Origin of the sequence: Xanthobacter variabilis (assembly GCF_043831965.2) — a bacterium.
Lineage (GTDB): Bacteria > Pseudomonadota > Alphaproteobacteria > Rhizobiales > Xanthobacteraceae > Xanthobacter.
The window spans coordinates 3,512,637-3,525,174 of sequence record NZ_CM195533.1 but is presented as its reverse complement, the minus strand read 5'-3'; the positions used below and the strand labels follow the sequence as shown (position 1 = coordinate 3,525,174).

Below are 12,538 nucleotides of genomic sequence, written 5' to 3'. Positions count from 1 at the left end.
ATGCGCGGACGCGGGGACATCGCGCGCCCGCGCCACTTCAACTCCCTGAGCAGGCGGAAAAAGCTCTCGATCTTATGACCCCATTTGTCCACCCGGCTTTGCGGGCAGGGGCAGGGGCAGGGGCAGGGGCAGGGGCAGGGGCGGCGTGGATGTGGGGAGGTGACGATCTCGGCGTCGCGCGCATCGTGCCTAGCGACGAGGGGTAGCCTTCTGCTGCGCCTTTGTGAGCCGTGCGCACATATGCGGCCCTTCAAGGCGCCGCGGCGCGGTGGATCCCTTGCGTCTCACGCGGATGCGGATCCTGCTCTCGGGTGCCCCCCGAGCGAGCGACCTGGGCGCTCAGATCTGTTGAAGACGGCGACTCTCGTGGCCCTTGCGGGGCCGAAACGCGCTTGATCGCGAGAGCATGTCGCAAATCTGAGGGCGACACAGGGGCTCTTTGAACATAGGAGCTCTTTGAGCGGTGCCCGATGTCGGAATGCGCGGCCTGCAAGCGCAAGCGCGCTTGGTTACCCTGCGTCAGTGCCTGATGTCTTGAAGAAACTGGAGCGGGCGAAGGGATTCGAACCCTCGACCCCAACCTTGGCAAGGTTGTGCTCTACCCCTGAGCTACACCCGCATCCATCTCGCCGCGCCTCAGTGCGTCGCGGCAGGTGCGTTCGTATGCCAGGAGGCGGCGGCGAATGCAATGGCCTCGACGAGAAATAATGCCTCAATCGCAGACACCTGTGGATGACGCTCTTGCCTGAGGGTGGACGCCGGCACGCGGACCACCGATCCACCCTCGGTTTTTCCGAATGCTCCAGGTGCTGAAAAGGCGAGGGCGATCGGCGAAACGCGAGGTCGTTTCCCGGCCGCTGCCGGGGCGCCGCCGGGCAGTTGATGCGCGAATGCGGCTCACTGGGCGGATTTTGCGGTCAACGGGCTTGGCTGGCGGTCAGGCGCGGCGCAAAGCGGCATGACACGGCGTCTGGATTGCCGTGCGGCATCGCTGGCTCTCGGTGGCGGTCACCATTCAGCTCGCTCCAGACGCCGCCTCACATCGGCCGATTGTGACGAGCGGCGCGCGCTCGCGCCCCCGGCGTCCGTCGGCCACACTGCTTGCATCACCCCCGGCGGGCTCAGGGCGGAGAACAGCTCGCCGCTGCCCCGGCGCGGGCTGAAGCGCGCGAATATTCGAAGCCGTCCGCCGGCTTTGCACTGGGCGCCGGAGGGCAGGGGAGCGCTCCCTGCGGATCACCTTTCGCGCAAAGCCCTGGTTCCGACCTCGATGAGGGGTGAGAAGAGGTATTCAAGGATGCGGCGCTGTCCCGTCTTGACCTCGGCCTGGGCGGTCATGCCGGGGGAGAGCGGGACGGTGGAGCCGTCGACGGTCATGGACTGGGCGTCGAGGGCGATGGTGACGGGGAACATCAGGTTTTGCATGGGCTGGGTGCCCGCGGCGCCCTTGGTGCGTGGTGTGGCGGCAGGCGAGGCGAGGCTCTGCTCCACGTCGGGGGCGGACACCGCGTCATGGGCGATCCGCAGCACATGCCCGTCGATTGTTCCGAACCGCGTGAAGGGAAAGGAATCGATCTTCACCACCGCCCGTGCGCCGACATGCACGAACCCGATGTCGCGGTTGGGCATATAGACCTCAAGCTCCAGCTTCGAGCCCTCAGGCACAATGCGCATCACCTCCTCGCCGGTGGTCACGACCTGGCCCGGTCCGATGACCGCAAGGGCGGTGACCGTGCCGGCGATGGGGGCGGTGATGGTCATCTGGTCCAGCCGCGCACGCGCCTTGACGAGGCGCTGGCGGGTGTCCTCGATCTGGCGCTCCACGTCGGCGAGACGCTGGGCGTTGTCGGCGATGAAGGCGCTTTTTGTGTTCTCGCGGTTGCGCTCGATCACGTCGAGGGCGGCAGTGACCTCCGCAAGCTGGCCCTCCTGCACACGCAGGTTGACGCCCTGGGTCTGGCGCATTTCCTGGGCGTCCAGAAGCTGGGCCTTGGAGCCGACCTCGCGTTCCAGCAGCTCGGCACGCATGCCGATGCGCGTGTCCTGGGTGGCCAATAGCTCGCGCTGGGCGCTGATGGTCGCCTTGAGGCGCGCTTCCTCAGCCAATTTCTGCACCCGCTGGGCGTCGAGCGTCGCCAGCTGGGCGGCAAGCCGGTCCACGTCTCCCTTCAGCACGCGGGCCTCGCGCTCGCGCACGTCCTGCGGAATGTCCGCCCCCCACGCCGTGACCTCGGCGGGAGCACCGCGCTCCACCGCCGCAAGCGCCGCCCGGCGCCGCAGCGCCTCCGCCTTCGCGGATTCAAGCGCGGCCGAAAGGCCTGCAACGTCTGCATCCGCCTCACGCGGGTCGAGCCGCATCAGCAGGGCCCCGGCCGCAACCTCCTGGCCATCCCGCACGGCAATCGTCTCTACGCGGCCGCCTTCCAGCGGCTGCACCACCTTCACCCGTCCGGTCGGCTGGATCTTGCCACTGGCCACCGCCACCACGTCCACGGTGCCGATCCAGCTCCAGCCCAGGGCAATGACTGCGAGCGCACAGATGGCGACCAGCAGGCCCAGGCCCACGGGTGAGGGGGGCGTGTCCAGGATCTCCAACGCCGCTGGGAGAAACTCGCGGTCCACCGGGCGACGGCTCGCGTCAGCATCTCGCGGCTTTTCTGCCGCGGCCTTTTTCGGCTCCACGGGCCGCTGCTGCGGGGGTACGTCGGCGGCGGCGCTGGTGGATTCTGCAGAATGCGGGGCCTGGGCGGCTGTGGTCCGGGGGGCGGCGTCCGTCGCCGATCCTGCGCCGGTGCGGCCGGCGGCCGCTGCGGGGGAATCCGTCATGACGCGCTCCGCGCCGTCTGCATGGCCCATAGCCGCGCATAAAGTCCCTCTGGCCGTGCCAGCAGTTCGTCGTGGCTGCCCACCTCCACGATGCGTCCATCGACCATGCCCACGATGCGCGAGCAGTCTCGTACCGCCGCGAGGCGATGGGCGATGATGATGACCGTGCGGCCGTGCGCGATGTGGCGCATGTTGGCCTGAATGATCCGCTCGCTCTCATAGTCGAGGGCGCTCGTCGCCTCGTCCAGGATGAGGATGGGCGGATTGGTGACCAGCGCGCGGGCGATCGCGATGCGCTGGCGTTGTCCGCCCGAAAGATTGGCCCCGCGTTCCTCAATCTGGGTGTCGTAGCCCTCCGGCATGCGGGCAACAAACTCGTCCACCCCCGCCAGGCGCGCCACGGCCATCACCCGCGCCCGCGGCATGGCGGGGTCCGCCAGCGCGATGTTTTCATGGATGGTGCGGTTGAACAGGAGGTTCTCCTGCAGCACCACGCCGATGTGGCGCCGGAGCCAGGTGGGGTCGACCTGGGAGAGGTCGGCCCCATCGAGCAGAACCTGCCCTTCGCTCGGCAGATAGAAGCGCTGCACCAGCTTGGTCAGGGTGGACTTGCCGGAGCCCGACGGCCCCACGATGCCGATCACTTCCCCCGGCCGGATGGCGAGCGAGACGTGCTTGAGCACTTCCGGCAGGCCGGGCCTGTAGCGGAAGGTCACGTTGCGCATCTCGATGGCGCCGCGCGGCGGCGGCAGCGCGGCACGGGCCGCCGGCAGGCGTTCCGTCGGCGCATTCAGGATGTCGCCCAGCCGCTCCACGGAGACCTGAACCTGTTGGAAATCCTGAAAGATCTGCGACAGCCGCAGCACCGGCTGGGCCACCTGCGAGGCAATCATGTTGAAGGCGATGAGCTGGCCGATGGTGAGGTCACCCTCGATCACCGCCTTCGCCCCGAAAAACAGGATGAAGGCCGTGGACAGCTTCGACACGTATTGGATGGCGTTCTGCCCCAGGGAACCGAGCTGCGTGGCGCTGAACGAGGTGGTCACATAGGCCGCGAGGCGCTCTTCCCACTCCTTCTGCACGATGGGCTCAACCGCGGCGGCCTTCACCGTCTGCATGCCCACCACGGTTTCCACCAGGAACTGCTGGGACAGCGCGCCGCGATCGAACTTCTCCTTGATCTTCGTCAGCAGCAGCGGGCGCACCGCGAAGCTGATGAGGAGATAGAGCGGAATGGTCGCGAGCACGATCACCGTCAGGAACGTGCTGTAGAAGAACAGCACCGCGATGAAGACCAGGGCAAACAGGCAGTCCAGCACCGCGAACAGGCCCTGCCCCGTGAGGAAGGAGCGGATGGTCTCCAGCTCCCGCACCCGGGCCACCGTCTGTCCGGCCGAGCGGGTCTCGAAATAGCCGATGGGGAGCCTGAGCAGGTGCTGGAACAGGCGCTGGCCCAGCTCCACGTCAATGCGGTTGGTGGTGTGGGAAAGCGCATAGGTACGCAGATATTGCAGCACCACATCAAACGCGCCGATGATGACGAGCCCCGCCACCAGCACCGTGAGGGTGGACAGGCTCTGGTGTGCCAGCACCTTGTCCACCACCACCTGGAAGAAGAGTGGCGTGACCAGGGCAAACAACTGGATGAACAGCGAGGCCAGCAAAACATGGCCCAGCGCTGTGCGGTAACGCCAGATGGAGGGCAGAAACCAGGAAAAGCCGAAATTCTCGGGGTTCGTCCCGGCCCCGCGAAAGCGCCGGGTGATGCGCAGCGCCATGGGCTCCAGCGTCTGGGCGAGATCGGCACCGGCCATTGGGGCCTCGACCCGGCTCACCGGATCGATGATCCGATAGCGCCCGTCGGCCAGGCGCCCACCGAACACCCGGAATGCTCCATCCCGCGTCCGCAGGATGGCCGGCGCCGGCAGCCCGTCGAGCCCCTCCGGCAATCTTAATGTCCCGATGGCTGCCTTCAGGCCCAGGAGGCGCGCCGCCCGCACCACGTCCTCGGCATTCGCGACCTGGCCGGTTCCCAGCGCCAGGTCCCGCCGCAACCCCGGCGCCTCGGCCGGAATGCGGAAGAAGGCCGCGATCCCGCATAGCGCGATCAGTCCACCGTCCGCAGGCTCCGCGGCAGAGTTTGACGCTGGGGAAGTCTGAGTGTTCATCCGCCCTTAGGTTCCACGTCGGCACCGCCCCCGATGTTCCCGGCTACGCGCATCACCCGCCCTGTTCATGTTCTCGCCCTGCCCAGGCAGAGACGCCACCACGCATCATTAGGCGCCGGCGGTCACGACACTAACCCTGTCGAGCGCGCGACTTCCGCAAAGGGAATTCCCGGTTACAGGCATCACTAGTTGCAGATCCGCGTGCGAGCAAGCCCGCCTATAGTGCCGTCAGGACGCGGAGTTGGGGGGACCGACGAGCCACGCCGGACGCAGTCGAGGGGCTGTCGGGCGAGGGGGACGCGGTCTCGAGCGGGGCGCCGCTCTGGCTCGGCGCCCCGCGAAACTGTCCTGCACCGTCTCGCTCGCGGAGGGCAGGGGAGTGTCGGTCGACGTGAGGTTTTGACTGTCCTGTCCCCGTGTCACTCATCGGGCCGATTGTGGCGGTGGGCTTTCAGTCTTCAGCATCTGGCGATATGCGCGCCCGTGGATGCCGGGCGCGCATCTGCGCATTCACGAATAGGGAATGCTGTCTGTAAAGACAAAATCTGAATTTGTGAGGTTGAGCGAAGCTCCATTGGCGATGTGGAACTCTATGGAGCCGATATTGACGATCAGCGTTGAGGGAGACGTCGGGTCAATGCCGGTCGTCATGGTCGAAATATCGTAGAGGCCGCTCGCGTGGATATAGAGAAAGTCCTCACCCTGGGTGAAGTCCTCGACGGTGTCCACATCCCATCCCTGGTAGAAATGAAATTCATCACTTCCCGCACCGCCGAAAAGATGGTCGTTTCCCTCAAAGCCGTCCAGGCGGTCGTTTCCATTCCCGCCATAAAGCCAATCCACATTGGCGCCGCCGCGCAGCGCGTCATCTCCACCGAGACCCTCCACCGTCATTTCGATCGTGGAATTGTCAGAGGCTTTGCGCGATTCGCCGGCCATCAAAAGATCATTGCCGCTGCTGCCTTTGATGCCGGCAATATCGACCAGATCAATGCCATCCAGGTTCAGGCCGTTGCCGCTGATGTACGCGGCCTTACTCGTATCCATATTCTGTATTTTTTCGATGCCGGACAGATAGGCAATATTTATATTGTAGCTGGTGTAACCGGAATCCGCGAGAATGAGGATTGTATCTGTGCCGGTTCCTCCGTCATAGGAGACCGCGTGATAGCTCAGCGTCGCGTAAAAGGTGTCGTTGCCGGCGTCACCATAGAGATAGTCCGCCCCCTGGAACCCGGATATCGTGTCGTTTCCGGTTCCGCCATAGATGTAATCCACGCCATTGCTGCCGGTGATCGTGTCGTCACCGCCATCGCCATAGATGACGCGGGAGCCGCCCGAAAGACCGCCGACGACGGTGATCACGTCGTTGCCGTCATCCCCATGGATGGTCGCATTCTTGGCCTGCTGCACGAAGATCGTGTCGTTCCCGATCCCGGCATTGATCACGATGCTTGAGATGGTTGAGATAGAAACGGTAATCGTATCGTCGCCGCCATAGCCATTGATCGTGTAGCTTGCGGCCCACGTCGAGGCGACGAGCGTATCGTTGCCGCTGGTTCCATTGAGCGTTGCCATAAACCGCATCCTTCTTCCGAGCTCGAATACGGCTGTATTCTACCACTGATTGCATGTTTGTTTTGTTGCATGCTGCCGAAGTGGGGGTGGTATTGCGCGGCGCATTGCCGCGCGCCTGATGGCAGGCGCGCTAGCGGTGACGATGTCGCGCGGGTCGCTCCCGGCCGTCAGGCCGCGGCGAATTCGGTCACGAAGCCCTCGACCAGCCGGCTCAGATCAGATGCCTGCCTCGAGAGGCCGCTGGACAGGGAGAGGAGCTGGGTGGCGGCGCTGCCCGTCGTTTCCGCGGCCTCGCTGACGCCCGAGATGTTCTGCGTCACCTGCTGGGTTCCAGTCGCGGCCTGCTGGCAGTTGCGGGCGATCTGCGCGGTTGCCATGCCCTGTTGGTCCACGGCGGTGGCGATGGTGGACGCCCCCTCCTTGATGGCGGAGATGACACGGACGATCTCGGCCATGGAAATGACCGTTCCGTCGGTGGCCTGCTGGATCTCGCCGACCTTGGTGGAAATCTCGTCGGTGGCCTTGGCGGTCTGGCTGGCCAGCTCCTTCACTTCCGAGGCCACCACGGCGAAGCCCTTGCCCGCTTCGCCGGCGCGTGCGGCCTCGATGGTGGCGTTGAGGGCCAGGAGATTGGTCTGCGCCGCGATGGTCTTGATGATGTCGATGACCTCGCCGATGGCGCCGGCCGCCACCGCAAGGCCGCCGATGCGCCGGTTCGAGGCCTCCGCCTCGACGAAGGCGCCATCGGCCACGGTGGCGGAGCGGCTCACCTGCCCGGTGATTTCGTGCACCGAGGCCGCCATCTGCTCGGAGGAGGAGGCCACCGTCTGCACGTTGGCGGATGCCTGCTCGGCCGCGGCCGCGACCGCCTGGGCCTGGCGGGATGTCTCTTCGGCGGTGGCCGAAAGGTTGCGGGCGGCATCGGCCACTTCCCCGGAGGAATGGACAAAGCCGGCGGCCAGGGTCTGCATGCGGCCGACGAAATCATGGGCCAGCTGCTCGCGCCGGGCGAGAGTCTCCCGCTCCTCCTGCTCGCGCTGGGCGGCCTCCTGACGCAGGCTTTCTGCGACGCCCAGATGCCCGCGCAGGGTTTCCAGGGCCCGGGCGATGGCGCCGATCTCTTCCTTGCGCTCCGTGCCGGGCACTGCCACATCGAGGTCGCCCCGGCCGAGGGAGGCCATGACGCCGATGGCCTTCTGAATCGGCCGCACCACCTCGAAGCGGACGATAAACACCGCAAGAACGAGAATGAGCAGCGTCGCGCCGGACATGGCGATCAGCGTTTGCCAGGCCGTGCCCCGTGCCGCCGCCGTAAGGTCGGCGCGCTCCTCGTCAATGCGCTTGCCCAGCTCGCGGTTGACCTGCGCCAGGCGGTCGATGACCGCATCCAGCGCCGGGTCACAGCCGGTCTTCATGGCCTCGGAAACCTTGTCCTTCCTCCCCTCCACGCCACTCTCGGCAATGCGCAGGGCATCCGCGCAGGGGCCGTCCACGGCGCGCTGAAAATCGGTAACCAGCCCATTCAACTTGTCGGCCTGGTCCGGCAGCAGTTCCACCGCATCCTTCATGTTGCTCTTGAAGCCATCCATGGCCACGTCCACCAGGGTGGAGGTGCTGATCATGGCCAGGGTGTCGCTGGCATCGGCCCGCTGGTGCACGGCGCCGCTATATCGCGCGATGTAGCGGCCGGCATGGGCGAGGTTCATGCCCGCCAGCGCCTCGTGGCCCAAAAGCTGGGAATAAACGCCGTCGATCCACATCATGTTGGACGTGGCGTGGTAGGCCCCGCCAAGGCTCACGGCGCCGAGAACAAAAAGAAGGCTTGTGACCTTCCATGTGAGAGGCCAATTCCTGAACCGCATAGGAAACCCCTAAAGACCGCCCCGGCTCAAAAGCAGATGAGCAGCATTCGCCCTGGTGTGGATCTCAGATGGCGTCACGTGGCAATTATATATTGCGCTTTTACGACATTCTGACGCTTGAACATTGAGTCCAGATGCGCGGAGCACACTACCTCCCTGCTGCGCTCACTTCAATTCCAAAATGCACAAGCGGGGATACTCCGCTTTATTTTCTTAAGGAAAGCTTCGGCGAATACTTTGCCGGAAAAATGAATACAGCGGCGCGGCGTGCGCGCGCGCCATTGCCCCCGGCGCGTGGCGATTGACAGATGGAGCGCGGCGGCGGAGGAGTCTGCCTTTGTTGCGTTTCAGGTGACCCGATGGATGATCCCGCCCGCCACCTCCTTTCTGTCGGCGGCCTCAACGTGCTGTTCGTGATGGCGACCAGTGAGGAGATTGGCCCCCATCTCAAGGCCCGCATCAATCCGCTCATCACCGGCGTCGGCCCGGTGGAGGCGGCGATCGAGACAGCGCGGGCGCTTGCCCGGCTCGACCATCGCGGAGAGCTGCCGGACCTCGTCTTTTCCCTCGGCTCCGCCGGCTCGCGGAAGCTGGACCATGCGGAGGTGTACCAGGTTTCCCATGTCGCCTATCGGGACATGGACGCCTCCGCGCTCGGCTTCGAGAAGGGGCGTACCCCCTTCCTGGACGAGCCCGCGGTGGTGGAGCTGCCGCATTATATCGATGGCGTGCCCGCCGCTTCCCTTTCCACCGGCGGCGCCATCATTTCCGGCCCGGCCTACGATGCCATCGCCGAGGACATGGTGGACATGGAGAGCTTCGCTGTGCTGCGGGCGGCCCGGCGCTTCCATCTGCCCATCATGGGCCTGCGCGGCATCAGCGACGGCAAGAGCGAGCTCTCCCGCTATGAAGACTGGACCGAGTATCTCCACATCATCGACGAGCGGCTGGCCCAGGCGCTCGACCTGTTTGGATCGCAGACCACTGCATCCGGCCTCAAGTCTGTGACGGAACGCAAGGAATGACGCCCGCCGCCCGTATTGCCGCCGCCATCGAGGTGCTCGCGGACATCGCTACCCGCCGCCGTCCCGCGCCCGAGGCGCTGAAGGACTGGGGCCTGTCCCATCGTTTCGCCGGGTCTGGCGACCGTGCCGCCATTGCCGGCATCGTCTACGACACCCTGCGCCGCCGCGCGTCGGCCGCCGCCGTCATGGGCTCGGAGGAGCCGCGCGCCCTGGTGCTGGGCATGCTCAACGTGATGCGAGGCCTCGATCTGGCCGCCATCACCCAGCTCGCCGACGGCTCGCGCTACGCCCCCGCCGCCCTGAGCGCGGAGGAACAGGCCCGCCTTGCGGATCCGAGCCTTGAGGGCGCCCCGCCATTCGTGCGTGGCGATTATCCCCAGTGGCTGCACGCCTCGCTGCGCCACGTGTTCGGCGAAGATGTCGTTGCGGAAGGGCAGGCGCTGGCCACCCGCGCGCCGCTCGATCTGCGCGTGAACACCCTGAAGGCGACGCCGGAGGACGCCCGCGCCGCCCTCGCTCATCTCAATCCCGATTCCGGCGGCTACTCCCCGCTGGCCCTGCGCATCGTGCTGGACGCCCAGGGCAAGGCCCCGCCGGTCTCCGCCGAACCTGCCTTCCTGAAAGGCGAGGTGGAGGTACAGGACGAGGGCTCGCAGATCGCCGCCATTCTCGCCCAGCCTCTGCCCGGCACCCAGGTGCTGGACCTGTGCGCCGGCGCGGGCGGCAAGACCCTCGAATTCGCGGCCCTGATGGACAATAAGGGCCAGATCTATGCCCATGATGCGGACATCCGCCGCCTGAAGCCCATGCATGAGCGCCTTGCGCGGGCGGGCGTGCGCAATGTGCAGGTGCGCGCGCCGCGCGGCAGCGAGGACGTGCTGGCGGATCTGGAAGGCCACATGGATCTGGTGCTGGTGGACGCCCCCTGCACCGGGACCGGCACCTGGCGCCGCAACCCCGATGCCAAATGGCGGGTGCGGCCCGGCGCGCTGGCTCAGCGCACGGCGGAGCAGGCCCGGATTCTGGAGGATGCGACCCGCTTCGTGAAGCCGGGTGGGCGATTGGCCTATGTCACCTGCTCGCTGCTGGACGAGGAGAATGGCGCGCAGATCCGCGCCCTGCTGGCCAAGCGGCCGGACTTCACAGCGATTCCCCCGGCTGAAACCACTCTCGCCCTGGGCGCGCGCGGGCTGGCGCTGAAGGAAGTGGCCCTCGCCAGCCGCGAGGGCGTGCTGCTGACCCCCCGGCGCACGGGCACCGACGGCTTCTTTGTGAGCGTGCTGAAACGGGCGGTTTGACCCGCTCGCCGCGGTGCATTGCCATCCACGCATAACCGCCGCGCGCTGCCGCTTCGGCTGCGCGCGGCGTGGTGGCCTTTTTCAAACGCGACTTTCCCGCTAAAGGATGCGGCTAAAGCGCCCTTGCGGCGTCCCAGCCGGAAAGCTCACGCCCCCATGACCTCCCCCTCGCAAGACACCGTCCTCATCATCGATTTCGGCAGCCAGGTGACGCAGCTCATCGCTCGCCGCGTGCGCGAGGAAGGCGTTTATTCGGAGGTGGTGCCGTTTCAGAAGGGCGCCGAGGCCATCGCCCGCCTGAAGCCCAAGGCGATCATCCTCTCCGGCGGCCCGGCCTCGGTGATCGAGGGCGAGAGCCCGAAGGCCCCTCAGGAGGCCTTTGCCGCCGGCGTTCCGGTCCTGGGCATCTGCTATGGCGAGCAGTGCATGGCCGCCCAGCTCGGTGGCACGGTGGAAGCCGGACATCACCGCGAATTCGGCCGCGCCGAGCTCAAGGTGGAAAAGGTGGTGCCGCTGTTCGAGGGCGTGTGGCGCGAGGGTGAGAGCCACACCGTGTGGATGAGCCACGGCGACCGCGTGACCGCCCTGCCGGAAGGCTTCGAGGTGGTCGCGACCTCGCAGAATGCGCCCTTCGCGGCGATCGCGGACGTGGCGCGCGGCTATTACGGCGTTCAGTTCCATCCGGAAGTGGTTCACACGCCGGATGGCGCGCGGCTGCTCGCCAACTTCGTGCGCAAGGTGGCCAAGCTCGAAGGCACCTGGACCATGGGTGCGTTCCGCGAGCGCGCCATTGCCCGCATTCGCGAGCAGGTGGGCAAGGGGCGCGTCATCTGCGGCCTTTCCGGCGGTGTCGATTCCTCCGTCGCGGCCGTGCTGATCCACGAGGCCATTGGCGACCAGCTCACCTGCGTGTTCGTGGACCACGGCCTGATGCGCCAGGGCGAGGCGGACGAGGTGGTGTCCCTGTTCCGCGGCCACTACAACATTCCGCTCGTGCACACGGATGCGTCCGACCTGTTCCTGAGGGAACTGGATGGCGTCGACGACCCCGAGCAGAAGCGCAAGATCATCGGCAAGCTCTTCATCGATGTGTTCGAGGCCGAGGCCAAGAAGGTGGGCGGCGCCGATTTCCTCGCCCAGGGCACCCTTTATCCGGACGTGATCGAGAGCGTGTCCTTCGCCGGTGGTCCTTCGGTCACCATCAAGAGCCACCACAATGTGGGTGGCTTGCCGGCGCGCATGAACATGAAGCTGGTGGAGCCCCTGCGCGACCTGTTCAAGGACGAGGTGCGTGCGCTCGGCCGCGAGCTGGGCCTGCCGGACAGCTTCGTGGGTCGCCACCCCTTCCCGGGCCCCGGCCTCGCCATCCGCTGCCCGGGCGGCATCACCCGCGAGAAGCTCGAGATTCTGCGCAAGGCCGACGCCATCTATCTTGAAGAGATCCGCTATGCCGGCCTCTATGACGTGATCTGGCAGGCCTTCGCGGTCATCCTGCCCGTGCGCACCGTGGGCGTGATGGGCGACGGGCGCACTTACGACCATGTTCTGGCGCTGCGGGCGGTGACCTCCGTCGACGGCATGACCGCCGATTTCTACCCCTTCGACATGTCCTTCCTGGGCCGCGTCGCCACCCGCATCATCAACGAGGTAAAGGGCGTAAACCGCGTCGTCTACGACGTCACCAGCAAGCCGCCGGGCACGATTGAGTGGGAATGAAATGATGTGGTTCGCGGCGTTTCGCGAACTATCACCACATCGTCTTAACTAGCTGAAATCAAACA

General features: G+C 66.1%; 7 protein-coding genes and 1 tRNA gene. 3 read left to right on the top strand and 5 right to left on the bottom strand.

Features of this window, described 5'->3' with window-relative positions; all coding sequences use genetic code 11:
* Positions 1–544: 544 nt before the first annotated feature.
* From V5F26_RS15500 to V5F26_RS15480, 5 genes are all read right to left on the bottom strand, one after another.
* Positions 545–619, bottom strand: a tRNA-Gly gene (locus V5F26_RS15500).
* Positions 620–1,236: 617 nt separating this feature from the next.
* Entirely contained in the window at positions 1,237–2,826 is a 1,590-nt protein-coding gene (locus V5F26_RS15495) for an HlyD family type I secretion periplasmic adaptor subunit (protein WP_394946405.1), read from the bottom strand.
* On the bottom strand, positions 2,823–4,994 hold the full coding sequence (locus V5F26_RS15490; protein WP_234050617.1) for a type I secretion system permease/ATPase: 2,172 nt from the start codon (positions 4,992–4,994) through the stop codon (positions 2,823–2,825). The genes V5F26_RS15495 and V5F26_RS15490 overlap by 4 nt, the downstream gene beginning before the upstream one ends.
* A 510-nt stretch (positions 4,995–5,504) precedes the next feature.
* Positions 5,505–6,572, bottom strand: coding sequence for a calcium-binding protein (locus V5F26_RS15485; protein ID WP_394946403.1), 1,068 nt, complete (start codon positions 6,570–6,572; stop codon positions 5,505–5,507).
* Positions 6,573–6,739: 167 nt separating this feature from the next.
* Complete coding sequence (locus tag V5F26_RS15480) at positions 6,740–8,371, bottom strand: methyl-accepting chemotaxis protein (protein ID WP_234050615.1); 1,632 nt, start codon at positions 8,369–8,371, stop codon at positions 6,740–6,742.
* 422 nt (positions 8,372–8,793) lie between these two features.
* Here V5F26_RS15480 and V5F26_RS15475 point away from each other — a divergent pair, with 422 nt between their 5' ends.
* The 3 genes from V5F26_RS15475 (at position 8,794) to guaA (ending at position 12,473) form a co-directional block, all read left to right on the top strand.
* Positions 8,794–9,459: a 5'-methylthioadenosine/S-adenosylhomocysteine nucleosidase gene (locus V5F26_RS15475; protein WP_394946402.1), complete on the top strand. Its 666-nt coding sequence runs from the start codon at positions 8,794–8,796 to the stop codon at positions 9,457–9,459.
* The gene (locus tag V5F26_RS15470; RefSeq protein ID WP_394056546.1) at positions 9,456–10,757 is read left to right on the top strand and encodes an RsmB/NOP family class I SAM-dependent RNA methyltransferase; all 1,302 of its coding nucleotides are present in this window, start codon (positions 9,456–9,458) and stop codon (positions 10,755–10,757) included. Before V5F26_RS15475 ends, V5F26_RS15470 begins: the two co-directional genes overlap by 4 nt.
* 156 nt (positions 10,758–10,913) lie before the next feature.
* Positions 10,914–12,473 (top strand): glutamine-hydrolyzing GMP synthase, encoded by a 1,560-nt coding sequence (guaA, locus tag V5F26_RS15465; protein WP_394946401.1) that lies wholly within the window; start codon positions 10,914–10,916, stop codon positions 12,471–12,473.
* The last annotated feature ends 65 nt before the right edge of the window (positions 12,474–12,538 follow it).

Excerpts from the sequence above, each read along its gene's own strand:
- V5F26_RS15495 (WP_394946405.1), bottom strand. The coding sequence starts at position 2,826 with ATGACGGATTCCCCCGCAGCGGCCGCCGGCCGCACCGGCGCAGGATCG.
- V5F26_RS15490 (WP_234050617.1), bottom strand. The coding sequence starts at position 4,994 with ATGAACACTCAGACTTCCCCAGCGTCAAACTCTGCCGCGGAGCCTGCG.
- V5F26_RS15485 (WP_394946403.1), bottom strand. The coding sequence starts at position 6,572 with ATGGCAACGCTCAATGGAACCAGCGGCAACGATACGCTCGTCGCCTCG.
- V5F26_RS15475 (WP_394946402.1), top strand. The coding sequence starts at position 8,794 with ATGGATGATCCCGCCCGCCACCTCCTTTCTGTCGGCGGCCTCAACGTG.
- V5F26_RS15470 (WP_394056546.1), top strand. The coding sequence starts at position 9,456 with ATGACGCCCGCCGCCCGTATTGCCGCCGCCATCGAGGTGCTCGCGGAC.
- guaA (WP_394946401.1), top strand. The coding sequence starts at position 10,914 with ATGACCTCCCCCTCGCAAGACACCGTCCTCATCATCGATTTCGGCAGC.